At 64.2% G+C, this 24,779-nt stretch carries 18 protein-coding genes; 10 read left to right on the plus strand and 8 right to left on the minus strand.

Annotation, left to right across the window (positions count from 1 at the left end; translation table 11 throughout):
- Complete coding sequence (locus tag MMB74_RS16900; protein ID WP_277429813.1) at positions 1 to 3,672, minus strand: PAS domain S-box protein; 3,672 nt, start codon at positions 3,670 to 3,672, stop codon at positions 1 to 3.
- Positions 3,673 to 4,026: 354 nt separating this feature from the next.
- The gene (gene ppc, locus MMB74_RS16905) at positions 4,027 to 6,996 is read right to left on the minus strand and encodes a phosphoenolpyruvate carboxylase (RefSeq protein WP_277429814.1); all 2,970 of its coding nucleotides are present in this window, start codon (positions 6,994 to 6,996) and stop codon (positions 4,027 to 4,029) included.
- A 242-nt stretch (positions 6,997 to 7,238) separates the two neighbouring features.
- Between ppc and hemC the strand changes: the two genes are divergently transcribed.
- The 3 genes from hemC to MMB74_RS16920 are packed head-to-tail and all read left to right on the plus strand — an operon-like array spanning position 7,239 to position 11,557.
- Complete coding sequence (gene hemC, locus MMB74_RS16910; protein ID WP_277429815.1) at positions 7,239 to 8,222, plus strand: hydroxymethylbilane synthase; 984 nt, start codon at positions 7,239 to 7,241, stop codon at positions 8,220 to 8,222.
- Between the two features lie 15 nt (positions 8,223 to 8,237).
- Positions 8,238 to 10,361 (plus strand): fused uroporphyrinogen-III synthase HemD/membrane protein HemX, encoded by a 2,124-nt coding sequence (gene hemDX / locus MMB74_RS16915; RefSeq protein WP_277429816.1) that lies wholly within the window; start codon positions 8,238 to 8,240, stop codon positions 10,359 to 10,361.
- 2 nt (positions 10,362 to 10,363) lie between these two features.
- Positions 10,364 to 11,557, plus strand: a complete 1,194-nt coding sequence (locus MMB74_RS16920) for a heme biosynthesis protein HemY (RefSeq protein WP_277429817.1) — start codon at positions 10,364 to 10,366, stop codon at positions 11,555 to 11,557.
- 234 nt (positions 11,558 to 11,791) lie between these two features.
- On the opposite strand, the gene MMB74_RS16925 is transcribed toward MMB74_RS16920, so the two are convergent.
- From MMB74_RS16925 to MMB74_RS16935, 3 genes are all read right to left on the minus strand, one after another.
- Entirely contained in the window at positions 11,792 to 13,117 is a 1,326-nt protein-coding gene (locus MMB74_RS16925; protein ID WP_277429818.1) for an MFS transporter, read from the minus strand.
- 61 nt (positions 13,118 to 13,178) lie between these two features.
- Positions 13,179 to 13,937 carry an SDR family oxidoreductase gene (locus MMB74_RS16930; protein WP_277429819.1) on the minus strand — a complete coding sequence of 253 codons (759 nt, stop codon included), beginning with the start codon at positions 13,935 to 13,937 and terminating at the stop codon, positions 13,179 to 13,181.
- Between the two features lie 169 nt (positions 13,938 to 14,106).
- Positions 14,107 to 15,546 (minus strand): aldehyde dehydrogenase family protein, encoded by a 1,440-nt coding sequence (locus MMB74_RS16935; RefSeq protein ID WP_277429820.1) that lies wholly within the window; start codon positions 15,544 to 15,546, stop codon positions 14,107 to 14,109.
- Positions 15,547 to 15,810: 264 nt separating this feature from the next.
- Here MMB74_RS16935 and ppa point away from each other — a divergent pair, with 264 nt between their 5' ends.
- A complete protein-coding gene (gene ppa / locus MMB74_RS16940) occupies positions 15,811 to 16,338 on the plus strand; it encodes an inorganic diphosphatase (RefSeq protein WP_277429821.1) in 528 nt (175 codons plus the stop codon).
- A gap of 15 nt (positions 16,339 to 16,353) precedes the next feature.
- Here ppa and MMB74_RS16945 read toward each other — a convergent pair whose 3' ends face one another.
- A complete protein-coding gene (locus tag MMB74_RS16945) occupies positions 16,354 to 16,674 on the minus strand; it encodes a GIY-YIG nuclease family protein (protein ID WP_277430027.1) in 321 nt (106 codons plus the stop codon).
- A 145-nt stretch (positions 16,675 to 16,819) separates the two neighbouring features.
- Here MMB74_RS16945 and MMB74_RS27420 point away from each other — a divergent pair, with 145 nt between their 5' ends.
- Genes MMB74_RS27420 through MMB74_RS16955 form a run of 3 tightly spaced genes read left to right on the plus strand, consistent with a single transcriptional unit; the run spans position 16,820 to position 20,208 of the window.
- Complete coding sequence (locus MMB74_RS27420; protein ID WP_346780682.1) at positions 16,820 to 17,503, plus strand: hypothetical protein; 684 nt, start codon at positions 16,820 to 16,822, stop codon at positions 17,501 to 17,503.
- Positions 17,500 to 18,777 carry a phospholipase D-like domain-containing protein gene (locus MMB74_RS16950; RefSeq protein WP_346780683.1) on the plus strand — a complete coding sequence of 426 codons (1,278 nt, stop codon included), beginning with the start codon at positions 17,500 to 17,502 and terminating at the stop codon, positions 18,775 to 18,777. The genes MMB74_RS27420 and MMB74_RS16950 overlap by 4 nt, the downstream gene beginning before the upstream one ends.
- 15 nt (positions 18,778 to 18,792) lie before the next feature.
- Positions 18,793 to 20,208, plus strand: coding sequence for a sel1 repeat family protein (locus tag MMB74_RS16955; protein ID WP_277429822.1), 1,416 nt, complete (start codon positions 18,793 to 18,795; stop codon positions 20,206 to 20,208).
- Positions 20,209 to 20,227: 19 nt separating this feature from the next.
- Here MMB74_RS16955 and MMB74_RS27425 read toward each other — a convergent pair whose 3' ends face one another.
- Entirely contained in the window at positions 20,228 to 20,521 is a 294-nt protein-coding gene (locus MMB74_RS27425) for a hypothetical protein (RefSeq protein WP_346780684.1), read from the minus strand.
- On the opposite strand from MMB74_RS27425, the gene MMB74_RS16960 reads away from it, so the two are divergent.
- Both MMB74_RS16960 and MMB74_RS16965 read left to right on the plus strand, forming a co-directional pair.
- A complete protein-coding gene (locus tag MMB74_RS16960) occupies positions 20,513 to 21,463 on the plus strand; it encodes a DUF6396 domain-containing protein (RefSeq protein WP_346780685.1) in 951 nt (316 codons plus the stop codon). The two genes, MMB74_RS27425 and MMB74_RS16960, sit on opposite strands and share 9 nt — an antisense overlap.
- Positions 21,460 to 21,738, plus strand: a complete 279-nt coding sequence (locus tag MMB74_RS16965; RefSeq protein WP_277429824.1) for a hypothetical protein — start codon at positions 21,460 to 21,462, stop codon at positions 21,736 to 21,738. Before MMB74_RS16960 ends, MMB74_RS16965 begins: the two co-directional genes overlap by 4 nt.
- Before the next feature lie 28 nt (positions 21,739 to 21,766).
- Here MMB74_RS16965 and MMB74_RS16970 read toward each other — a convergent pair whose 3' ends face one another.
- Positions 21,767 to 22,936: a GNAT family N-acetyltransferase gene (locus MMB74_RS16970; RefSeq protein WP_277429825.1), complete on the minus strand. Its 1,170-nt coding sequence runs from the start codon at positions 22,934 to 22,936 to the stop codon at positions 21,767 to 21,769.
- 113 nt (positions 22,937 to 23,049) lie between these two features.
- On the opposite strand from MMB74_RS16970, the gene MMB74_RS16975 reads away from it, so the two are divergent.
- The gene (locus MMB74_RS16975; RefSeq protein ID WP_277429826.1) at positions 23,050 to 24,771 is read left to right on the plus strand and encodes an NAD+ synthase; all 1,722 of its coding nucleotides are present in this window, start codon (positions 23,050 to 23,052) and stop codon (positions 24,769 to 24,771) included.
- The last annotated feature ends 8 nt before the right edge of the window (positions 24,772 to 24,779 follow it).

Genomic DNA, 24,779 nt, shown 5'->3' on the forward strand with positions numbered 1-24,779 from the left:
TTATTTCATTTCCGCCGCGAGCAACTGCTCGAGCGACTCCTCGACGGCGGCGAGCGCCGCGTCGAACTGCTTCGCCCAATTCGCAAGCAGGGCGAGATCGCCGGCCTTGCCGGCGTTTTCCAATTCGGCGCATAGATCGCCGAGCGTCAGCGCGCCGACCGAGCGCGAGGACGATTTCAATTTGTGCGCGATCGCGCCCGCCTCTCGGCCACGGCCCGCATCGCAATGCACGCGCAGCTCCGCAGCGAGACGGCCGACCGATTGCTGGTAATCGCAAAGCAACTCGCGCACGACCTCGGGGTCGTCACCGACGATCCCTTTGAGCACATCGAGATCGACCGCGCATGCGTGCGCCTTTTGCGGCAGCGCAGCCGGCGCGACGTCGGCGGGCGGGGCGGCCGCATGCGCGGGGAAATGCGAATCGAGCACCGCCTGCAATCGCGCGAGTTGCAGCGGCTTGGTCAGGTAGCCGTCCATGCCGACCGCCTTCGCGCGCGCCGCTTCGCCCTGCACCGCGTTCGCCGTCAATGCGACGATGGGCAGGCGCGTGCCGGGCGCTTCTTCGCGGCGAATCGTTTCGACGAGCTCATAGCCGTCCATTTCCGGCATGTGCAGATCGGTCAGCAACAATGCATAGCGATTTGCGCGCCACATGCCGAGCGCTTCGCGCCCGTCGCTCGCGATCTCGGCGACGTGGCCGAGCAGGCCCAATTGGCGCAGGATCACCTTTTGGTTGATGGCATCGTCTTCCGCCACCAGAATGAGCCGCCCCAGTTCGCGCGCTTGAGCGACCGACAGCGCGGGGCCGGCCGCACCCAAGCTCGCCGCACCGGAGCGCTGCGTGCGGCCCGCGGCGCCGTTCGAATGCGACAGTGCGCGTCCGACGTCGGCCTGCTCGCCGATCTCGAGCGGCAGGCTGACGATGAACGTGGACCCTTCGCCCTGCACGCTCTGCGCCGATACGTCACCGCCCATCAATTCGCACAAGCGGCGGCAGATGGCGAGGCCCAGGCCCGTTCCGCCGAAGCGGCGCGTCGTCGACGCTTCGGCTTGCGTGAAGGGCTTGAACAGCTTGGGCAGCGTATCGGCCGACATGCCGATGCCGTTATCGCGCACTTTGAACGTCACCTGTGCGCGGTTCGGCTGCGATGCGTGAGGCGCCGCCTCGACGCTGACGGTGACGGCGCCGGGCTTCTCGGGGCGGCCGCCCGAAAACTTGATCGCATTGCCGACGAGGTTGTAGAGCACCTGCCGCAGTCGCGTATCGTCGGAGAGGACCACCGGCGGGATATCGGGCGACACAGACTTCTGCAGATTCACGCCGGCGCGCTCGGCGACGGTTTTGAGCGAATGGCAAACGCCGTCGACGACATGGGCGATGGAAAGCGGGACCGATTCGATATGGAGCCGGCCCGCTTCGATCTTCGAAAAATCGAGGATATCGTCGATCAAGGTGAGCAATGCATTCGCCGATTCGCGGATCGTCGTGACCATGTCCCCCTGATCGCCCGAAAGCGGCGTTTGCGACAGCACCTCGATCATGCCGATGACGCCGTTCATCGGCGTGCGGATCTCGTGACTCATCGTCGCGAGGAACGCGCTCTTGGCGCGCGAGGCCGCTTCGGCATCGGCGCGCGCTTGCTCGAGCTGGCGCGTCGCGCGGCGGCTTTCGGTCACGTCGCGGGCGGTCGCGTAGACGAGCCCTTCGAGCTGAATCGCTTTCCACGAGAGCCAACGCGTGCCGCCGTCCTTGCACAAGTAGCGATTCTCGAATTGATCGATCGGCTCGCCGGGACGACGGCTGCCGATTTCCGCCATCGTGCGCTCACGGTCCTCGGGATGGACGAAATCGATGAATGGCCGCGACAGCAGTTCCTCGGCGGACCAGCCCAGCACCGTGGTGAACGCCGGGTTGACGCGTTTGAAGAGCCCGACTGGATCGGCCAGGCAGGTGAGGTCGAGCGACAGATCGAAGAGGCGATCGCGCTGGGTCTCGGCTTCTTTCCGGCTCGTGATGTCTTGCAGCATGACGAGCGCGCCGCGCACGCCGTCGAGTTCGTACGGAACGGCCGACATTTCCCCGATGAAGGCGTTGCCGTCGAGCCGCAGGCATTTGACTTCGCGTGCGGGCGCCGCGGTGTAGCGCAGCAAAAGCCGGCCGATGCGCTCCTCGACCACCTCGCGGTGCTCCGCGTGAACGAACTCGACGATCGAGAGCCCGCGGATCTGCGCGGCCGAATAAGCGCCGAGCATGTCCAGCGCTTTGGGGTTGGCGAACGCGATCGTGAACTCTTGGATCAGGAAGACGGCATACGGCGAGAGCTCGATCAACTGACGGTAGCGCGCTTCGCTTTGCATCAGCGCCTGCTCGTTCGCGTGCTCGCTGCTCACGTCGCGAATGAGCGCGACGACGCCGTTCGAATTTGCGCCGCGCCGTTCGACGCGCATTTCGTACACGCAGGGGAACGGCGTTTCCAAGTGGAACACGGCGCTTGCCGAATGATCGAGCGCCGCGCCGTGCAGCAAGGCGGCGAAGCGGGCCGAATTCTCGTCGCGCTCGGCGCTGCGATCTTCGCGGAAGAAGGCGCGCGCGACCGCTTCGGGCGTGCCCGTCTGCACTTCGTCGCCGCGCCAACCGAGCAACTCGAGCAGCCGCGGGTTGTAGCCGTCGATTTGGCCGTCGGCGGAAAAGCCGAGCGCCGCATCGGGGATCGCCGTGAACAGGGCGTCGGCGCGCGTTGCTTCGCGCGTCGTGCGCGCCAGCGCCTCGCGCTCGCTCCTCGAGGCGGCGCGCAGGCGCCGGAAGAGGCGGCCTTGGTAGACCTCCGCGACCAAAATCAACGCGGTCAGCATCACGCCGGCAATGACGAGCGCAAGCGTGCGCAGACGAAATGCCGCGAGAAAGTCGGCGTTCGAGAAGCCCGCCAGAACGACGAGCGGATAGTCGGGCAGCGTTTCGTACGAGACGGTGCGCAAAATGCCATCGACCGCACTGGGCGCTTGAAAATGGCCGCGCGGCGCTTTGGCGAGCGCCAAGCGCAGCGGCGCCCCCGCGGGGAGGCGCTGCCAGTCCAGATTGCTGCGCGCGCCGGTGCGGCGCGCTCTAAAGGCGAAGTCGCGGGCTCCAATGACGGCGACGACGCCGTCATTGCCGATGCGCAGCGGGCCATAGAACTCGGTCAGGTATTCGGGCGGCACCGAGACGACGATCACTGCCAGAAAGCGTCCCTGTTCATCGTTGATACGTCGGGACAACTGGATCGACGGCTGTCCGCTGATGCGCCCGATGACCGGACGGCCGACGATGAGCCGCGTGCTGGGATCGTTCAGGTGGACGCGGAAATGTTCGCGATCGGACAGGTCGATCGGCGTGAAGCCAGGGATCGTCGATGAGCGCAAAATGCCGTGCTTATCGATGACGGCCACTTGAATGAACACGTCGAGATCGAGCAGTCCCGAATGCACGTAGTCTTGCAGCGGCAGGGCCACCCCGTTGCGGCGCACCTGCCACGCGACGACCGACGCCACCTGATCCGCCTCCTTGATGACGCGAGAGGTGTGCGCGGCGAGCGCATCGGCGAGCGTGTCCGCCTGCAACTGCTCGCCGGCCAATTCGGTTTTCGCATCCCAGGTCGCGAAGGCGCCTAGCGCCAGCCAGACGGCGAAAATCAAGCCCAGCGCCATCGCGTGGTTGACACGAAAAAGGCGCGGGAGAGCAGATAGCGATCGTTGGAGACGCGAAAGGGATGTCATCGTTAAACAAGCATTCTTTACCGGTTTTATGGGTTTGCCGTGAAAACCGGGTTCCTCCAGTTTTTAACGACTGGAACGGGGGAAAACTTGAATACTCGACGATGGTGTAAACGCTTAAGGGTTGACTGAAGCGCATTTCCCCTCGCGACAAAGAAAAAAGGGTTGCGCCCCGCGCAACACGGGGGCAACCCTTGAAACTACATTTTTTCATCGGCCGGCTAAAGCTGTGGCCGCAACAGGCTTTTTCCGGTTCGCCGATTTAAGCGGCCTGCCTCAGCCCGTATTGCGCAATCCAGCGGCAATGCCGTTGATCGTCAAATGAATGCCGCGCCGCAACCTCGTATTCGTATCGCCCGCGCGGTGCCGCTTGAGCAATTCGACCTGCAAGTGATTGAGCGGGTCGAGATACGGAAAACGGTTCTTGATCGAGCGAGCGAGCAACGGGTTGTCGGCGAGCCGCTCGTCTTTGCCGGTGATTTCGGACAATGCGTGCGATGTGCGCTCCCATTCCGCCACGATTCGCTCGAACACGTGCTTGCGCAGCTTCTTGTCCTGCACGAGTTGGGCATAGCGCGAGGCGACGGCCAGATCGGTTTTCGCGAGCACCATGTCCATGTTCGAGAGTAGGGTCGAAAAGAACGGCCAGCTCTTGTACATCTTGCGCAGCATCGATAGCCGCCGCGTGCGTTCGGCTTCGCTCGCGGCGCCCTCCAAATGCGCGGCCACGGCGCTGCCGAAGCCGTACCAGCCCGTCAGCAGCAAGCGGCACTGTCCCCACGAGAAGCCCCACGGGATCGCACGCAGATCTTCGATGCGGCGGTTCTTCGGGTCTTGCAGCTTGCGCGACGCGGGCCGGCTGCCGATGTTCAGTTCCGCAATTTCGGAGATCGGCGTCGATGAGAAGAAGTAATCGGTGAATCCCGGCGTTTCATAGACGAGTGCGCGGTAAGCGGCCATGGCCGCATCCGACAGCGACTGCATCGTCTCTTCGAAGGCGGCCAGGCTTGCCGGTGCGTTGCCTTGCGGCAGCAGCGAAGCCTCGAGCGTGGCAGCGATAACGGTCTCGAGATTGCGCCGGCCGATTTCCGGGTTGCCGAACTTGCTCGCGATGATTTCGCCTTGTTCCGTCAGGCGGATCTGACCATTCACCGTGCCCGGCGGCTGCGACAGAATGGCTTGGTAGGTCGGGCCGCCGCCGCGCCCGACCGTGCCCCCGCGGCCGTGGAACAGCCGCAGCGTGATGCCGCGTTCGCGAAAGAGGCCGACGAGCGCGAGTTCCGCGCGATAGAGCTCCCAGTTCGACGTGAGAAAGCCGCCGTCCTTGTTGCTGTCGGAATAGCCGAGCATGACTTCTTGCTCGCCGCCTTGATGCGCGACCAGCGCATCGACGCCCGGCAACGCAAAGAACTCGCGCATGATGACGGGCGCGTTGCGCAAGTCGGCGATGGTTTCGAACAACGGGATCGCCATCAGCGCATTCTTCGCGCCCGCGCTATGCGGGTTGCGGCCGAGCGTGCCATCGAGCAAGCCCGTTTCCTTCTGCAGCAACAGCACTTCGACGAGGTCGCTGACCGTTTCCGTATGCGAAATGATGTAGTTGCGCACGGCCCGAGCGCCGAACCGCTCGCGTGTGGCGCGCGCCGTTTCGAGCACGCGCAGCTCGCTTTGAACGAGGGGCGAATACTCGAGGTACGGCGAGCGCAGCAGTCGCGGCTGCTCGAGTTCGGTAAGCAGCAGACGCAGCTTGTCGGCCTCGGACAGCGACGCGTAATCGCACTCGACCCCGGCGCGCGCGAACAACTCGGCGATCACGGCTTCATGCACGTCCGAGCTTTGGCGCAAGTCGATCGAGGCGAGGTGGAAGCCGAAGACCTGCGCGGCGCGCGCGAGCGGCGCCAGGCGCGGCGCGGCGAGCGAGGCGCCGTGATGCGCGGAAAGGGAATCGACGAGCACGTTCAGATCGTGCGCGAACGCTTCGGCGTCGGCGTACGGTGCGGCATCGCGATTGACGCCGCTGCGCGCATGCACGAGACCTTCGCCCAGCAAGGCGCGCGCCGTGGCGGCCAGGCGCGCGTAGACGCCGATCAGCGCGCGCCGATACGGTTCGTCGACGCGGTGCGGCGAATGATCGGGCGATGCGGCGGCGAGCGCCTTGAGGGCATCGCTCGCGCCCGCGAGCAGGTTCGACACCGACAGCTCGGCCCCGAGCGCATGCACTTCTTCCAAGTAGTGCTCGAAGATGACGGCGGCTTGCCGCGTGACGGCGTGTTCGAGCGTAGCCGCGGTGACGTTCGGGTTGCCGTCGCGGTCGCCGCCGATCCAACTGCCCATTTGGAAAAAAGCGGGCACGTGGGCGGGCGCGCCGGTGTGCTCGGCGAGCGCCGTTTCGATATCGTCGTAGAGCGCCGGAATTTCGTTTAGGAACGTGGCGCGGTAATACGACAGGGCATTTTCGATCTCATCGGCCACGGTCAGGCGCGAATCGCGCAGCATGCGCGTCTGCCAAAGCGTGGTGACGCGTGCGCGCAGCATGGCTTCGTTGGCGCTGCGTTCGCGCTCGGTCAGCGGCTGATCGCGCTCGGCCAAGAGCCGCGCGATGTCGTGCTGTGCATCGAGGATGCTCTTGCGCTGCACTTCCGTCGGGTGCGCCGTGAGCACGGGCACGATCAGTGCGTCGTCGAAAAAGCGCTTGAGCGCGGCGGCATCGAGCGCGCCGTTCGGCGCCAGGCGGCCGAGCGCATAAGCGATGGTGCCGGCCTGCGGCGCAGACCCCGCGAGCGCGTGAATGCGGCGGCGGCGGTTGTGATGGCGATCTTCGGCGATGTTGGCCAAGTGCGAGAAGAAGCTGAACGCGCGCACGACGCTGACCGTTTGCTCGGGTTCGAGCGCGCGCAATTGCTTTTCGAGCGCTTGCGCGGCGCTCGTGTCGTCCTCGCGCCGGAATTTCACGGCGCTTTGGCGAATCGTCTCGACCACGTCGAACACGGCGTCGCCTTCTTGTTCGCGCACGACATCGCCGAGGAGACGCCCGAGGTAGCGAATGTCTTGGAACAACGGCTGATCTTTGTCTTCGCGGCCGCGGCCGGCCGGTTTGGATGGAGCAGGGCGATTCGCGCCGTTACTACGGGCGCTGGCGTCGGCCGCTGCGGCGGCGCGCGCAGCGGCCGACGCAGCGGACTTTGCGGATGAGCGGGGCGATGCATCGTTGCGGCGGGCGGTGCGCGCCGATCCGGAAGACGTCACGGTGGGTTCCTCAGTGATGCCAGAGTGAAAGGGACAAACGGCAGACAGCTACAAAACTGACGAAAACGACTGCAAAGGTGCTGGCGCGCCCTGGATTCCGGCGGCGCGGCGCTCGTGGCGATGCGTCCGGATGCCGGCGGTGCGCGGTGGACGCGGCCGGGCGCCGGCAAGCGCAAAAATGGGGCAAGGCGTGCGTGCTACCATTTCTCGATGTTCGATCCCGTCCTTCCAAGTTTTGACTTATGAATTCCGAGACGCTTACAGCCGCACCGCCTACCGAACTCGTGATCGCGTCGCGAGAGAGCCGTCTCGCGATGTGGCAGGCCGAGTTCGTCCGCGATGCGCTGCGGAAATTATATCCATCTTGCGACGTCCGAATTCTCGGAATGACGACGCGCGGCGATCAAATCCTCGATCGCACGCTCTCGAAGGTCGGCGGTAAAGGGCTTTTCGTCAAAGAACTCGAGAATGCGCTGGCCGACGGCAGGGCCGATTTGGCCGTGCATTCGCTCAAGGACGTGCCGATGGCGTTGCCCGAAGGCTTCATGCTCGCCGCCGTCATGGAGCGCGAAGATCCGCGCGATGCGTTCGTCTCCAACGATTACGACTCGCTCGATGCGCTACCGGCAGGCAGCGTCGTCGGCACGTCGAGCCTGCGCCGCGAGGCCATGCTGCGCACGCGCTATCCCCATCTCGTGGTCCAACCGCTGCGCGGCAACCTCGACACGCGGTTGTCCAAGCTCGATCGCGGCGACTACGCCGCCATCATTCTGGCAAGCGCCGGGTTGAAGCGGCTCGGCTTGGCCGCGCGCATCCGCGCTTGGCTCGATGTCGAGGTTAGCTTGCCGGCGGCGGGGCAGGGTGCGCTCGGCATCGAAATTCGCGCTGGCCGGCCCGAACTTCAAGCGTGGCTGGCGCCGCTCAAGCACGAGCCCACGCGGCTTGCGGTCGAGGCCGAACGCGCCGTCTCGCGCGCGCTTGGCGGCAGCTGCGACGTGCCACTCGCCGCCCATGCGAGTTGGCAGGGCGAGCGCCTGTCGCTGGCCAGTTGCGTCTCGATGCCCGATGGCAGCCGCGCCGCCTTCGCCCAGGCGTGCGAGCCGGTGGCGAGCGAGGCCGAAGCGATGGCGCTTGGCGACGCCGTTGCACGCTCGCTGGTTGCGCAGGGCGCGCGCGCCGTCGTCGACGAGCTCGCAGCCGCGCGCGGCGCCGAGCCCGCCGCCTGAGACGCCGCCGCGACCGTGACGAGCGTCGATTCTGGCGGTTTGCAGGCGAGCGAGCGCAACGAGCCGCCGCGCTTCACGGCGGTATTGACGCGTCCGCCGGGGCAGTCCGCCGAGCTTGCCGCTGCGCTCGAGCGTGAGGGCATCGCGGCGTTTGATTTTCCGCTGATCGAAATTGCTGGCGCCGAAGACGCCGCCCCGCTGCGCGCGGCGCTGGCCGCGCTCGATCGTTACGCGTTGGTGGTGTTCGTTTCGCCCAATGCGATCGAGCGCGCTTTGGATGCCGTGCCGGGGCTCGCCTGGCCCGCGGCCGTCCCCATCGCCGTGGTGGGGCCGGGGAGCGTGGCTGCATTGGCGCGGCGCGGGATCGCGCCCCCGGCGTATCGGGTCGTCGCGCCGGACGGAGCGCAGGCCCCTGCCGCGGCCGACGATCGGGCAGCGACGCCGGCAACCCCTGCATCGACGGCAAGCGCGCCCGCTAGCCCGGCGGTGGCGGCAAGTGAAGACGGAAACGGCGATGCCGCCGCACGCTTCGACTCGGAGGCGCTGCTCGCAGCGCTCGAAGAACGGCTCGGGCTCGCCTCGTTGCACGGCCGTCCGGTGCTGATCGTGCGCGGCGATGGCGGCCGCGAGTGGCTTGCCGATCGCCTTCGCGAGGCGGGCGCGCAGGTCGAAGCGGTCTGCGCCTACCGGCGCATGGTGCCTGCGCCCACCGCCGCCGCATGGGCCCGCGTGCGTTCGCTGCTGCAAGGCGCGCCGCATGCTTGGCTGCTCACGAGTTCGGAGGGCGTGCGCAACCTCGACGCGCTCGCGCGCGCGCATCTGCGCGAAGACGAGCGGCTCGCGTTGCTGCGCGCGCCGCTCGTCGCGCCGCATCCGCGCATTGCCGAGACGGCGCGCGCGACCGGTTTTGATACGATTACGGCATCCGGCCCCGGCGATGCTCGCATCCTCGGGGCATTGCGCGCCTTATCCGCATCGTCTCGCGCCTTCCTCGAACAACCGGCCACGGCCTCTTTCTCGACCCATTCGCGCATGACTGATACGAACCAAGAATCGGCTTCCTCGCTCCCGCCGGCCCCGCCGCCGCCCTTCCCGCCGTTGACGCCGCCGGCGTACGACGTGCCGCGCCGCCGCCGAGGCGGTTTCGTCTGGATCGTCGTCATCTTGCTGGCGGTCGCGACGGGGGTGGCTGCTTTCGCCTTCAACCGTAAGCTCGACCGGCTCGATGCGCGGCTCGCGGCCCGGCAGCAGGCGCTCGACGCCCAAACGGCCGAGCTGCGCGTGAAGACCGAGCAGGCCGTGGCGACGGCGCATCAGGCCGACGCCGAACTGACGCGGTTGCAAGGCAAGCTTGCCGATGCGCAGACGGCCCAGCAGGCGCTCCAACAGCAGTATCAGGATCTCGCTCGCAATCGCGACGATTGGACGCTCGCCGAGGTCGAGCAGATGCTCTCGAGCGCAAGCGAGCAACTCCAGCTCACCGGCAATACGCAGCTCGCGCTGTTCGCCCTGCAGAGCGCCGATACGCGCCTGGCGGCATCGGCCAGTCCTCAGGCTGCGCTCGTGCGTCGGGCGATCGCTCAGGACATCGACAAACTGAAGGCGGCGCCGTCGACCGACTTGACCGGCCTTGCGATCAAGCTCGACGACGCGATCGAGCAGATCGACACGCTGCCATTGCTCGGCGAAGCGGCGAACCCGCATGTCGGGGCGGCGCCTGGCGCATCGGCGCCGGTGGCCGCGAGCGCCGCGGCCACCGACGAGTCGCGTCTCGCCCATTGGTGGCATGCCTTCTCGAAAGCAGCCGCGGTCGAGCTCAAGAGCCTCGTTCAGGTGCGACGGCTCGACAATGCAGACGCCATGCTCAACACGCCGGAACAAGGGGAATTCATCCGCGAGAACGTGAAGCTGCGCTTGCTTTCGGCGCGCTTGGGCCTGCTCTCGCGCAACTCGGCGACGCTCAAAGCCGACTTGCAAGCGGCCGACGCCGCGCTCGCGCGTTACTTCGACGGCGCATCGAAGCGCACGCAAACGGTCCGCACGCAACTCAAGGACGTGATGCAGGGCGCGGCCACGGTCGAAGTGCCGAACATCAACGCGAGCCTGCAAGCCGTCCACAACTACAAGAGCCGAGGCTGACGATGGCGATCCGAGGACTCGTGTGGCTCGCCTTGTTGTTCCTGATTGCGGTCGTGCTGGCCACGGTAGGCCATTTCGACGCGGGCCAGGTGCTGATCGTCTATCCGCCGTACCGCGTCGATGTGTCGCTGAACCTGGTCGTCGTCGGCGTGATCGCGCTGTTCATCGTGCTTTACGCGCTCATTCGCATTGCACGCAACGTATGGACGATGCCGCAGCGCGTCGCCGCTTATCGCGTGCGCGCCAAGGAAGCGAAGGCCCATGCGGCGCTGCGCGAGGCCATCGGCAATCTCTATGCGGGGCGCTTTTCTCGCGCGGAAAAAGCGGCTCGCGATGCGTTGTCGCTGCAGGCGAACAAAGGCGCGGCCGGGCTCGTGGCGGCCGTCGCCGCGCATCGGATGCGCGAGTACGTGCGTCGCGACGAATGGCTCGCCGCCATCGATTCGCCCGATTGGCAGGATGCGCGCTTGATGGCGAGCGCGGACATGCGCGCCGACGGCCGCGATCCCGAAGGGGCGCTCTCGGCGCTCACGGAGATGCAAGCGCAGGGCACGCGGCGCATTCACGCGCAGCAGATCGCGCTGCGCGCGCAGCAGCAACTGAAGAATTGGGCCGAGGTGCTCAAGCTCGTCAAGACGCTGGAAAAGCGCGAGGCCCTGCATCCGGCCGTTGCTGTGCGGCTGCGCCAGCAAGCGGCCGAAAACCTGCTGCGCGATCGTCGTCACGATCCCGATGCGCTGCTCGCGCTGTGGCATTCGCTTTCGCCGGCCGAACGCCAATCGCCTAGGCTCGCCGATCTGGCCGCCGAACTGCTGATCGCATTGAACCGGCAGCAGGAGGCGCGCAAGATCGTGGAAGACGCGTTGGCGCACAACTGGGACGCGCGGCTCTTGCGCCGTTATCCGGAAACGGCAGGCGACGATGCCTTGCCGTTGATTCAAAAAGCCGAAGCATGGCGCAAGGAACGCCCGGAGGATCCCGACCTGCTATTCGCGCTAGGCCGTTTGTGTCTGCATCAGCAGTTGTGGGGCAAAGCACAATCTTTCCTCGAATCGGCGCTGCGCCTGGCCGAGGACAACGATGCGCTCGTGATCCGCACGCACCGCTCGCTCGCGCGGCTGTTCGAGGAGCTAGGCGATACGGCGCGAGCGGCCGAGCACTATCGTGCGAGTGCGCTGGCGATGAAAATCGTTTAGTCGAATGCGGGGCGCGTTCGGCGGATATTGTCCGCAGGCGCGCTTCGAAGTCACTCGATCCTGAAGGCGTAGTTACGAATGTTGCTCGCGTCGAGCGGCTTCCGGTTCAGCGGTGCTGCGGCTTCGAGACGACATCTTGGGTAGGTGCAGCCTAACCCGCGATGCATCGCCGGCTGTCGCGATCGAGCGAAATCCATCGGACGGCGGCGAAGCGCAAGGACGTGCGCAGCCCAGCTATTTATTGACGAGCCGCGCCGGCACGCTGAGCGCCAGTATCGCGCCGAGCACCATGAACGCGGCGAGCATGTACATGCCCGAATCGTTTGCGCCCGTGACCTGTTTGAGCCAGCCCACGGCGTAAGGGCTCAAGAACCCCGCGAGATTGCCGATCGAATTGACCATGGCGATGCCGGCGGCTGCGCCGGCGCCGGCGAGGAACGCCGTCGGCAAGCTCCAGAACAAGGGCAGCGAGGTGATGATGCCGGCAGTGGCGAGCGTGAGCGCCGCCATGGCAAGCGCCGTGTCGTGCGCCCAGGTGACGGAGAGCACGAGCCCGAGTGCGCCCGCCAGACCCGGCAGCGCGACGTGCCAGCGGCGCTCGCGACGTTTGTCCGCGCTGCGCGCGACGAGCACCATGGCGACGACAGCGACGGCGAACGGAATCGCCGACAGCAAGCCGATCGAGAACGCATCCTTCACGCCCGTCGCTTTAATGATCGTCGGCAACCAAAAGCTCACGCCGTACAGCCCCATCACGAACGACAGATAGATGAAGCTCATGAGCCAGACGCGGCCGCTCGCGAGCACGGCCAGCAGTGGCAATTCTTCCTTGCCTGCGTCTTCGGCGCCGATGTTGCGCGCCAGCAATTGCTTTTCTTCGGTGCTGAGCCACTTCGCATTGTCGATGCGATCGTCGAGCATGAAGAAGACGGCGATGCCCGCGATCACCGAAGGCAGCCCTTCGAGCAGAAAGAGCCATTGCCAGCCTTGCCAGCCGTGGGTGCCGTCGAACGTTTTGAGGATATAGCCGGAGACGGGGCCGCCGACCACGCCCGAGAGTGCGACGGCCGTCATGAACCACGTCGTCATGCGTCCGCGTCGATGCGCGGGATACCAATAGGTCAGATACAGGATGATGCCTGGGAAGAAGCCCGCCTCGGCGAGGCCCAGCAGAAAGCGCATCGCGTAGAACATGGTCGGCGTCGTCACGAACATCGTCAGCGCGGAAATGACGCCCCATGAAACCATGATGCGCGCGATCCATAGCCGCGCGCCGACGCGATGCAGAATCAAGTTGCTAGGAATTTCGAACAGAAAGTAGCCGAGAAAGAAGATGCCGGCGCCCAGGCCGTACACGGCATCGCTCAGATGCAGGGCGGACGCCATCTGCAACTTGGCGAAGCCAACGTTGACGCGGTCCAAATAGGCGACGAGATAGCAGACGAGCAAGAGCGGCAGAAGCCGCCACGACACCTTGCGGTAGGTGGCTTCTTCGAAGGTCGACGCAGGCGCGCCGGCGCCAGGGATGGCGACGGGGTCGAGGGGGTTGGGGCTGGCCATACGGTCTGTCTCCTCTTCGTTATGTGAATGCGATCGTGAGGTGAAACTGGCGGCAAAGCTATCAGACGCAGCGGCCGCCGTCGACTTCGAGGCTCACGCCGGTGATGAAGGCGGCGTCGTCGGATGCGAGATAGAGCGCGGCGTTGGCCACGTCCTGCGGCGTCGAGAAACGGCCGAGCGGGATGCCGGCCAAGAAGCGTTGACGGTTCTCCGGGGTGTCTTCGCAGCCCATGAACTCGGTGAGCAGTCCGGTTTCGCCGATGACCGGGTTCACGCAATTCACGCGAATGCGATCGGGGCCCAGTTCGGCGGCGAGCGCTTTGCTCGCGACGATGACGGCGCCCTTGCTGCCGTTGTACCAAACGAGCCCCGGGCGCGGACGCACGGCCGCCGTCGAAGCGATATTGACGAAGGCGCCTGCCTTTTGCTCGCGAAAGTACGGCACGAAGGCCTGCACGCTCCAATAGAGGCTCTTCACGTTGACCGCGTAGACGCGATCGAATTCGGCTTCCGTCACTTCCAGCACGGGCTTGTTTCGATGCGTCGTGCCGGCGTTGTTGACGACGATTTGCACGCTGCCGAAGTCCTCGAGCGCCGCTTCGCGCAAGGCGTGCCAATCGTCGATCTTGGTCACGTCGCCGGCGACGAAGATCGCGCGGCCACCGGCCAGCGCGATCTCGCTGGCCACGCGCCCGGCGGCCGCGCCGTTCAAATCGTTGACGACGACATTGGCGCCTTCGCGCGCGAACGTCTTCGCGATTCCCTCGCCGAAACCGGAGCCTGCGCCGGTGACGACGGCCGTCTTGCCTTGCAATCGCATGATGTCTTCCTCCTGGCCTCGTGGGCGTCGTTTTGGTGTGATGCCGCTGCAACGCTAGAGAAACGCTGCGGCGCGGCGTTCGTGCTCGATGGACCGTGTGCGTGTGCGTCTGCGTCTGCGTGTGCGTCTGCGTGTGCGTGTGCGTGGGCGACGCGTGCCTACTACTGTCCTATCCGTGACGAATCGCGATCGTCTTGAGCGTGGTGAAACCGTAAAGCGCTTCGAAGCCTTTCTCGCGTCCGTGTCCCGATTGGCCCGTGCCGCCGAACGGCAGTTCGACCCCGCCGCCTGCGCCGTAGTTGTTCACGAAGATCTGTCCCGCGCGCAGACGCCGCGCGAGGCGCAGCTGACGCGCGCCGTCGCGGGTCCAGACGCCCGCGACGAGCCCGTAGCGCGTGCCGTTCGCGAGCGCCAACGCTTGCGCTTCGTCATCGAAGGGCGTGGCCGCGAGCACAGGCCCGAAGATTTCTTCTTGGGCGATGCGGTGCTCGGCCGGGACGTCGACGAAGAGGGCCGGCGCTTGATAGAAGCCGCCGCGTGGCGCATCGGGGACGATCTGGCCTTGAGCCGCGAGCCGGATCCCGTCGCGTCGAGCGTTGTCGACGTATTGAGCGACACGGCCATGCTGCTTGGCGTTGATGAGGGGACCGCAGTCGAGATCGAGCTCGCTCGGGCCTACGCGCAAGGCGTCGAACGCCGCTCGGAGGCGCTCGACGAGCGGCGTATAGATCGCGCGCTCGATCAGTACGCGGCTGCCCGCGGAACAGGTTTGTCCGGCGTTCTGCACGATGGCCGCCATCAGCATGGGCAACGCAGCGTCGAGATCCGCATCGGCGAAGACGATCTGCGGCGATTTGCCGCCGAGCTCGAGGGTGACCGGCGCGTGGTGCTCGGCGGCCAATTGCGTGACGAGCGTGCCCACGCTGGGCGAGCCCGTGAACGAAATGTGGTCGACGCCCGGATGCCGCGCGAGCGCGGCGCCCGCTTCGGCGCCATAGCCCGTGACAATGTTGAGCGCACCGGCGGGTAGACCCGCCTCGGCCCCCAGAGAGGCCACGTGTAACAGCGATAAGCAGGCATCCTCGGAGGGCTTGACGACGCAGGCGTTGCCCGCGGCGAGCGCTGCGCCGACGCTGCGCCCGAAGATTTGCATCGGATAGTTCCAGGGCACGATATGCCCCGTGACGCCGTGCGGCTCGCGCACGGTCATGACCGTGTAGCCGGCTTGATAGGGGAGCGTCTCGCCGTGGAGCTTGTCGCACGCGCCGGCGTAGAACTCGAAGTAGCGCGCGAGCGCGGCGGCGTCGGCGCGCGCTTCGCGCAGCGGCTTGCCGGTGTCGCGGGCTTCGAGACGCGCGAGTTCCTCGCCGCGGGCTGCTATCAGCATCGAGAGCCGAAAGAGGATGCGGCCGCGTTCGGCGGCGCTCGTGTGTCCCCACGGACCCTCGTAGGTTGCCCGGGCGGCGCGCACGGCCGAGTCGATATCGGCTGCGTTGCCGCGCGCGATTTGCGAAAAGACCTGCCCGTCGGACGGATCGATCACGTCGATCGACTCCCCGCTCGAAGGGGATGTCCAGTTGCCGGCGACGAAGTGCTGCGCGTCTTCCATTCAGAGCTCCTTTTGGGGTAGCGCGAATCAGAACGGTCAGTCGTAACGTTACGCGACGGTGATTATGGCCCGATCCGCCGCAAAGTGGGTATCCGCCGCTCGGCTATAATGGCGCGCAATGCTTGCCGCCCGCGCCGGCGGCCTTCGCCCGGCGAGCCTGCACGCCGTTCGGCCGTGTGCCGTCGTCCGTATCGACTGCGGCCACTCCCAGGTTCGGCGTCGCGAGCCAACGTTTTCCCGTTTCCATTTCGTCAAGAGAACGCCATGAGCTTCAATCACGTCCCCGCGGGCAAGGATCTGCCGCAAGACTTCAACGTCGTCATCGAAATCCCCGCGCAAAGCGATCCGGTCAAATACGAAGCGGACAAGGAGCTGGGTCTGCTCGTCGTCGACCGCTTCATTGGCACGGGCATGCGCTACCCGGTGAACTACGGCTACATTCCGCAAACGCTGTCGGGCGACGGCGATCCCGTCGACGTGCTCGTGATCACGCCGTTCCCGTTGATTCCGGGCTGCGTGGTGCGCTCGCGCGCGCTCGGCATGTTGCAGATGACCGACGAATCCGGCGTCGATGCGAAGCTCGTTGCCGTGCCGCACGACAAGCTGTGCCCGATGACGGCGCACATGAAGTCTATCGACGATGTTCCCGGCTATCTGAAAGATCAGATCAAGCACTTCTTCGAGCAATACAAGGCGCTGGAGAAGGGCAAGTGGGTGAAGGTCGAGGGCTGGGCCGACATCGACGCCGCTCACAAGGAAATCACCGAAGGCGTCGCGAACTTCAAGAAGTAACGCGTGTAGGGCGGGTTATGGTTGCGCGAGGCCATCGGCCTCGTGCTCGCCGCCCGCTCTCTCGGGGTCGGGAAGCACCGATTCCAGCGTACGCGTGCCGGCTGCAAGCGCGCGCTTGTCTGCCGGCGAGAGCTGCTTGACACGATATTCGGCGCGCAAGGCGCTCGAACGGTCCGCAAGCTCGAACGACGCGAGCAGCGCAATGGGCTTGCGCGCGCGCGTGTAGCGGGCGCCCTTGCCGCTTACGTGCTTGGCATAGCGCGCGTCCACGTCGGTCGCGATGCCCGTATAGAGGCTGCCGTCCGCGCACTCGATCAAATAGAGAAACCAAGCCATCGTCATTGATTCGCGGTTGTTGGAGCCGGATTCCGATTTGCGAAATTGTATGTCAAGCTCTGGCTCGTTCGGCAAGTATGCTTGAGAGAGCCGTCCGAGCAAGAAAGCGAAGAAACAAAACGAATTCGAATCCGAGGGCTTCAAATTGTCGACCGAGACGATAACGGTTCCTATCGCGCTGAACGAAACCAATCAAGGGACGATTACGTGGCGCTGGTTCGTGCAGCGCACGGAATACAAGCCAAAGCACGCGACGTTTCGGCCGCTCGTGAACGGCGAGGAGGCGTTCGGCGCGGTGTTTGACGCCATCATGGCCGCCAAGCACAGCGTCGACATCATTTGCTGGGGTTTCCAGCCCTCGATGTACTTCAAGCGGGGCGGCAGCGATGCCGTGCCGATCGGCCAGTTGCTCGAGGCCAAGGGCAAGCAGGGCGTCAAGATACGATTGCTAGTGTGGTGCGATGACCTGCGCGTCGCCCAGTTCTCCGAGAATATGATGCCCGGCAACAACCTGGCGTCCCTCATCGGCTCCGATACGCGCAACTCGACCCAGCGGGAGTTCGACCAACTTTGGTATAGGCGTGCGAACCTCACTAACGTGACCCGTCTCACGGCGTTGCAGTCCGCCGATCCGGTGACCGAGGCCAAATATCTTGCCACTTCGGCGGCGAACTACGCGCTGCGTCACAAGGCCTTCGACAACATCGAGTTCGCCACGCGAGAGACTTCACCCTGTGGCAGCGGGTGGAGATCGCGTGGCGCTCGTATACGCAGGCCGCCGACACTAAGCGCAGCAGCGCATCGAAAGATGCGAACGCTGCGGCGATGACCGCCGAGCCGACGCATCATCAGAAAATGGTATTGGTCGACTACGAGAACCCCGCGGACGCGGTCGGCTTCGTGATGGGGCACAACACGCTCGACGCTTACTGGGACCGCGACGACCACAGCAGCATCCGCATGCATCCACAGATGGGGCGCTGCGGTACCCATCCCCGGCAAGACATCTCCAGCCGCGTGACAGGCCCCATTCTCTGCGATCTGAACCAGAACTTTTGCGAGGCGTGGGACGACGCTACCGGGCAGAGCCTCACTCAAGCGCGGAAAGCGCTGGAGTCTCGGTTGGCATTGCGCCGCGACTTCGATACGCCACTGATGGCGCAGATCCTGCGCACCCAGTCACAGTACGCAAAGCAGGACATCAAGGCGTTGTACATGAACGCCGTCAATAATACGGCTAACTTCGTCTACGTCGAAAACCAGTATTTCCGATTCCCGCCGCTGGCCGACAAGCTCAAAGCGGCGGCGAAGGCCCACCTTGCATGGGGACGCGACCCGGGCAAGCACGGTCCGCTGCGCCTGTTCGTTGTCACCAATTCGAACGACGAAGGGATCGGTGCGGGAACTGTCAGCACGTACCGAATGTTGGAAGCGCTCGGGCGCGCCGACACGATTCCGGGTGTGGCCACATTGGAGCGCGAGGATGCGCGTCAGGCGCAGCTTCGCAGCGAATACGACCAAGCACTGGCGCAGCAGGAGCAGGCCAATGACGCGATCATCGGCGCATATGAAGTGCAGCAGTACGCCGGCACCGACGCGGTAGGCAAGCAGGCGGCTGACGCGCAACAAAAGCTCGCGCAGGCAAAGGCGACGCGGGCCGCGCTCGAGAGAGAAATGAAGAAGCCGCCCGAGAAGACCATCGTGCCGAGCGACATCCCTGGCCTGAAGGTACACGTTTGTACGCTGGTCGCGCCGGATTCCCCGCCGGACAAGTGGGACTACGTGTACGTGCATGCGAAGCTGATGATCGTCGACGACGCGTTCATGACCTTGGGCTCGGCCAACGTCAACATGCGCAGCATGGAAGTCGACAGCGAGCTCAATATTTGCCACGAGAACGGTGCGGTGGCGTCGTCGCTGCGAAAGCGGTTGTGGAACATCCATACGAAGGGGCAGGGGGCGCAGGACGATGTGGCAGAGGCGTACGTGCTGTGGGATCGGATCATTACGCGGAATGCTAAAAACCAGCGCGACAAACTGGCACCGATAGCGTCGCTCGTTGGCTTCATGCGTACCTCACCGGCTCGCAGCCGCCTGGATTAATCGATGAACAGAACAATGTTGATCGTACTGCTGGCCGGCCTCGCTTGCGCCTGCACCCATAAGGAGAGCCCGTTGGCTTCGCTACCCGACATGAGCGCTGTCCGCGCCAATCTCGCTTTTACCTGTGTGCACGAGGCCGACCATCTACCGGTCCTCGATCGCGATGCGGACAAACTGTTCCAGTACGGGCGCTATCTGGAAAAAAAAGACGGTCCGAAGGACTTCAACGATATCGCCCGCTACTACCGAATCGCCGCAGCGCACCGCCACTACAAGGCGAATCAAAACCTGCAACTGTTGGTGTCGCAAGGGTTCGCGGATTCGCCCGACGCGCCCAAGGAATCTGTCGATCTTGCGGCGCAATTGGTTAATCAAGGGATACCCGGCGGGTACTATGACATTGGGCACTACCTTGAGCTCGGATATGGTCTGAAACAAGATACGGAAATGGCGCTGCGCTATATGCGCAAGGCGGCCGACTTGGGCAACCCGGATGCGCAATACTACGTTGGCGAAAAGCTGGCGCCAGTCGATGTGGCGCCGGCGATTGCGAAGCAGATGTGGCGGTGCGCGGCAGACCAGGGACACGGCAAGGCGGCGAACACATTAGGCGTCGATCTACAAGCCGATAAATTCTACGCGGAAGCCGTCAAGGTTTTCCAACTGGGGGTCGGATCGGGAGACAGGTCGGCAGCATCATTTCTTGAATATGGATTCAACGATCCTCCTCCTTCGGACCAGTTGAACTATATTGCGTTACCGCATGACCCAGAGCGCTCCCGTCGCTACAAGCTGATCGGCAAATTTCTCGACGACAACGATGGCCGCAACCCGAAAGTCCTCGACATAGACAAGATCGTGCCGCTGCCGCCCGCACCGCTCCCCGCATGGGATGGCACCTTCCAGTGGGAAAAGGACCAAGCGGCGGCCGTACCTCCGCCAAAACCGTCCGACGACCTCATCAAGCGCCTAAGCGAAGAAAAACATCTCGATCCGGCTACCGGTCTGCCTCTGGCCAAACCCGATCATGTCTCGCAGACGGAAATCGCTCCGCCGGCCGAGACGCGATTGCCGATCGGGACCATCGCGCAGACGGGAGAATCGTGCCCAGAAAAGGGCGTGTGGCGTGCGGCTTTGTCGAAAGGCATGGTCGCCGATGCGGAATATCGATTTCCCAAGGGGGTAGCGTTACCTTCGCTGACGGTCTATCGGCCGCGCGCATTCGCCAGCTTGGATGAACGGCTGGGCGTTCGTAAGCAAACGGTGGCCGTGGAGTGGCGGCTTCAGCTACGCGAATGCGAAAATGGCTCCGGTTGCATCGCTCGTCGGCTTTATGCGCACGTCGTCCTCCCGCAGCTATTTAGACTGAACGATGAACAAACGTGCATTGATCACATTGCTGGCGGGGTTCGTCTGCGCCTGCAATCATAGGGAGGACCCGTTGGCTTCACTACCCGACATGAGCGCCGTGCGGGCTAATCTCGCGTTTACGTGTGTGCATGAGGCGGATCATTTGCCTGCCCTCGATGCCGATGCGGACAAGCTGTTTCAGTTCGGGCGTTATCTGCAGAAGCAAGATGGTGAGAAGAGCTTCAACGATATCGCTCGGTATTACCGGATCGCCGCGGCGTACGGGCATTACAAGGCGAATCAAAATTTGCAACTGCTGGTGTCTCAGGGCTTCGCGGATTCGCCCGACGCGCCCAAGGAAACGATCGACCTCGCTGCGCAACTCGTGAATCAAGGCGTGCCGGGCGGCTATTACGACATCGCTCATTATCTTGAATTGGGGTATGGCCTGAAGCAGGATGCGGAAATGGCTTTACGCTACATGCGCAAAGCGGCGGACTTGGGCAACCCGGACGCGCAGTTCTACGTCGGGCAAAAGCTCGCACCGATCGACAATGCCCCCGCGATTGCTCGGCAGATGTGGCAATGCGCAGCGGACCAAGGCCACGGCAAAGCAGCGAACACGTTGGGCATCGATTTCCAAGCAGACAAACACTATCCGGATGCGATCATTGCATTCCAGAAAGCGGTAGCAGCGGGAGAAGCGCAAGGCGCGCTGTCGTTGGAAGCTGCGTTTTCAGGTGTTTCTGAAGGCGACAGGCTAAGCTATACCGGCGAGGGGAAAGACGCAGAGCGATCGCGACGTTATCGCCTCATTCGACAATTCATCAACGACAACGATGGCCGCAATCCGAGGGTCCCCGACATCGACAAGATCGTGCCGCTGCCTCCGGCACCGCTCCCCGCATGGGATGGCACCTTCCAGTGGGAAAAGGACCAAGCGGCGGCCGTACCTCCGCCAAAACCGTCCGACGACCTCATCAAGCGCTTAAGCGAAGAAAAACATCTCGATCCGGCTACCGGTCTGCCTCTGGCCAAACCCGATCACGTCTCGCAGACGGAAATCGCTCCGCCGGCCGAGACGCGATTGCCGATCGGGACCATCGCGCAGACGGGAGAATCGTGCCCAGAAAAGGGCGTGTGGCGTACGGCTTTGTCGAAAGGCATGGTCGCCGATGCGGAATATCGATTTCCCAAGGGGGTAGCGTTACCTTCGCTGACGGTCTATCGGCCGCGCGCATTCGCCTGGTTGGATGAACGGCTGGGCGTTCGTAAGCAAACGGTGGCCGTGGAGTGGCGGCTGATCAGCTACATCGATGAGGCAGAGCAAGCATGACGCGCGAGAGGCTACCGGCGCTAGTGCTCGCCTTGCTCCCGACGGTGTGCTACGCGGATGTCGGCGATCTCGGCAGCATCGTAGTGGTCGTGCTCGATATCTTCCTGGCGACTTGGATAGGCCTGTCGATCATGGTCTTCCTCATCAATCACCGCAAGGTGTCCGTGTGGAAACGGCTTGGGCTGGCCTCGCTATTTTTTATCCACGGCCATAAGCTACCTGCGGGGACCTATATATCGCGGAGTGCGGCCGATTGGGACTTCCTGAGCAACTAGCGTTGGCATGTGCGCATCACATCTCCCCCTACCGCTTCTTGAACGGATCATGTTCGCGCAATTCGTCGAAATGCGCGTGAACGAGGTTCGATTCGTTTTCCAGAAAGCGGGCGACGGCGTCGGAATAAGCGGGGTGCGCAAGCCAATGCGCCGAATGCGTGACGGTCGGCATAAAGCCGCGCGCCATCTTATGCTCGCCTTGCGCGCCGCCCTCGAACACAGCGAGCTTTTCCTCGATGCAAAACTCGAGCGGCTGATAGTAAGCCGTCTCGAAGTGCAAGCACGGCACATGTTCGAGGGCGCCCCAATAGCGGCCGTATAACGCACCGCCCGACGCGTCACGCTGATAAACGATCAGCGAACTGGCGATGGCTCGCCCCTCGCGCTCCGCAATGACGAGCAGCAGATTCTCGGGCATCGTTTGCCCAATCATGCGAAAAAAATCGAGATTCAAATACGGCGACGAAAAATGCTCCCGATACGTCTGCCGATAACAACGATTGAAAAAACGCCAATCGGCGTCGGTCGCGTCCTCGCCGCGCACGCGCCTGAACGTGACGCCTGCTTCGCGCACTTTGCGCCGCTCGGCGCGTATGTTTTTGCGCTTCTTTTGTTCAAGCGTGGAGAGAAATTCGTCGAAGTCGCGATAGCCGTCGTTGAGCCAGTGAAACTGGATGCCTTCGCGCCGCATCATGCCTAGTGCTTCGAGCGTGTCCGCCTCATATTCCGTGGGAAAGAGCACGTGCAGCGACGACACGTCCGATTGCTCGGCCAATGCCACGAGCGTGGCCGCCAGCCGGCTGCGTGCTTGATCGTCGACGGCGATGAGTCGCGTCCCTTGCACGGGCGTAAAAGGGACGGCGCAGACCAGCTTCGGGTAGTAGGCGAGCCCGTTGCGTTGATAGGCATCGGCCCAGGCCCAATCGAACACATATTCGCCGTAGGAATGATGCTTGACGTAAAGCGGCGCGGCGGCCACGAGCACGCCTGTTTGCCCATCGACAAGCGTCACGAAGCGCGGCGCCCAACCCGTTTCTTCGGTCGCGCAATTCGTTAGCGTCAATGCGCTCAGAAACTCGTGCCGCAAAAACGGCGTCGGCTGGGGCTGGCGCGCGACGAGCGCGTTCCATTCGCTCGCGTCGACCTCGAGCGGCGAGTCCAGTAGCCCCATGCGATAATCGATGCGTTCCTGTTTCAACTGTCGTCCGACTGTATTCTTCGGGATGGCGCGATGCGCACCTGTCGCGTTGCGCGCCTGTCGTTTATTTCGCCGAGTCGTCCGGCCGCCACGGCCGCTTGCCGCGCACTGCCATGAACACCCGTATTGCTCTAGCACAAATCAACGTTACCGTCGGCGATTTCGCCGGCAATATCGCCAAGATCGTCGACGTCGCACGCGCCGCGCATCGCGACGGCGCGCAACTGGTCATCACGCCCGAACTCTCGCTATCGGGCTATCCGCCCGAAGACCTGCTGCTGCGTCCGGCCTTCTACGCCGCGAGCGCGGCGGCGCTAGCCGAGCTGGCCGAGCAACTTGCGCCGCTTTCTGGCCTGCGCGTGATCGTAGGTCACCCGCACCGCGCGGCCGATCCATCGGCCCCTGCCGAAACCGCGGCGGCGAGCGGTCATGGTAATGCAAACCGGCCGATCGAGCGCGGCGCGGCGCCCTTCGACACGTACAACGCCGCTTCGCTGATCGTCGACGGCAAGATCGCCGGCACGTATCTGAAGCAGGATTTGCCCAACACCGAAGTGTTCGACGAAAAGCGTTATTTCGCGTCCGATACGACGCCGTTCGTCTTCGACCTCGACGGCGTCAAGTACGGGCTGATCATCTGCGAGGACGCCTGGCATGCATCGGCGGCGCAAATGGCGAAGGCAGCCGGCGCGCAGGTTTTGTTGATCCCTAACGGGTCTCCGTACCATTTGAACAAGGAGGCGACGCGCGTCGACATCGTTCGCGCGCGCATTGCCGAAACCGGTCTGCCGGTCGTCTATGTCAATCTCGTGGGCGGGCAGGACGAGCTCATTTTTGACGGCGGCTCGTTCGTGCTCGATGCGCAAGGGCAGATGGTGGCGCGCATGCCGCAGTTCGTGGAAGGTCACGCCATCGTTCAATTCGACGGCGCGCGCCCGGTACCAGCCGAGATCGCGCCCGCCGAATCGCTCGAGGCGCAGGCGTACGCGGCGCTGGTGCTCGGCGTGCGCGATTACATCGGCAAGAACGGGTTTCCGGGGGCGATCATCGGCCTATCGGGCGGCGTCGATTCGGCGCTCGTGCTCGCGATCGCTTGCGATGCGCTCGGCCCCGAACGCGTGCGGGCCGTGATGATGCCCTCGCGCTACACGGCCGACATCTCGACCTCGGACGCGGCCGAGATGGCCCGGCGCGTCGGCGTGCGCTACGACGAAATCGCGATTGCGCCGATGATGGACGCATTCGGCGGTGCGCTTGCGAGCGAATTCGAGGGGTTGCCGCAAGACGCCACGGAAGAGAACATTCAGGCGCGCATCCGCGGCACGCTGCTGATGGCGCTGTCCAACAAATTCGGCTCGCTCGTGCTGACGACCGGCAACAAGAGCGAAATGGCGGTCGGCTATTGCACGCTGTACGGCGACATGGCGGGCGGCTTCGCCGTCATCAAGGACATTGCGAAAACGCTTGTCTATCGCCTGTGCCACTATCGCAACAGCGCGACGCAGTTCGCCACGCGCGACGTGATTCCCGAGCGCATTCTCACGCGCGCGCCGTCGGCCGAATTGCGCGAGAACCAGACCGACCAGGACAGCCTGCCGCCCTACGAAGTGCTCGACGCCATCATGCGCATGTATATGGAAGAGGACAAATCGCTCTCCGACATCGTCGCAGCCGGCTATGCGCCCGCGGACGTCACGCGCGTCACGCGTCTCATCAAGTTGAACGAGTACAAGCGGCGCCAAGCGCCGATCGGCATCCGCGTGACTCATCGCGCGTTCGGGCGCGACTGGCGCTATCCGATCACCTCGCGTTACGCGGAGCCGATTCAAGCGTAAATGCGTCG

This window comes from Trinickia sp. Y13, from assembly GCF_029522115.1.
Classification (GTDB): Bacteria; Pseudomonadota; Gammaproteobacteria; order Burkholderiales; family Burkholderiaceae; genus Trinickia.

Bases quoted from the DNA above. Each gene is read 5' to 3' on its own strand.
- hemC (WP_277429815.1), top strand. From the start codon at position 7,239: ATGAATTCCGAGACGCTTACAGCCGCACCGCCTACCGAACTCGTGATC.
- MMB74_RS16920 (WP_277429817.1), top strand. From the start codon at position 10,364: ATGGCGATCCGAGGACTCGTGTGGCTCGCCTTGTTGTTCCTGATTGCG.
- MMB74_RS16925 (WP_277429818.1), bottom strand. From the start codon at position 13,117: ATGGCCAGCCCCAACCCCCTCGACCCCGTCGCCATCCCTGGCGCCGGC.
- MMB74_RS16930 (WP_277429819.1), bottom strand. From the start codon at position 13,937: ATGCGATTGCAAGGCAAGACGGCCGTCGTCACCGGCGCAGGCTCCGGT.
- MMB74_RS16935 (WP_277429820.1), bottom strand. From the start codon at position 15,546: ATGGAAGACGCGCAGCACTTCGTCGCCGGCAACTGGACATCCCCTTCG.
- ppa (WP_277429821.1), top strand. From the start codon at position 15,811: ATGAGCTTCAATCACGTCCCCGCGGGCAAGGATCTGCCGCAAGACTTC.
- MMB74_RS16945 (WP_277430027.1), bottom strand. From the start codon at position 16,674: ATGGCTTGGTTTCTCTATTTGATCGAGTGCGCGGACGGCAGCCTCTAT.
- MMB74_RS16950 (WP_346780683.1), top strand. From the start codon at position 17,500: ATGACCGCCGAGCCGACGCATCATCAGAAAATGGTATTGGTCGACTAC.
- MMB74_RS16955 (WP_277429822.1), top strand. From the start codon at position 18,793: ATGTTGATCGTACTGCTGGCCGGCCTCGCTTGCGCCTGCACCCATAAG.
- MMB74_RS16965 (WP_277429824.1), top strand. From the start codon at position 21,460: ATGACGCGCGAGAGGCTACCGGCGCTAGTGCTCGCCTTGCTCCCGACG.
- MMB74_RS16975 (WP_277429826.1), top strand. From the start codon at position 23,050: ATGAACACCCGTATTGCTCTAGCACAAATCAACGTTACCGTCGGCGAT.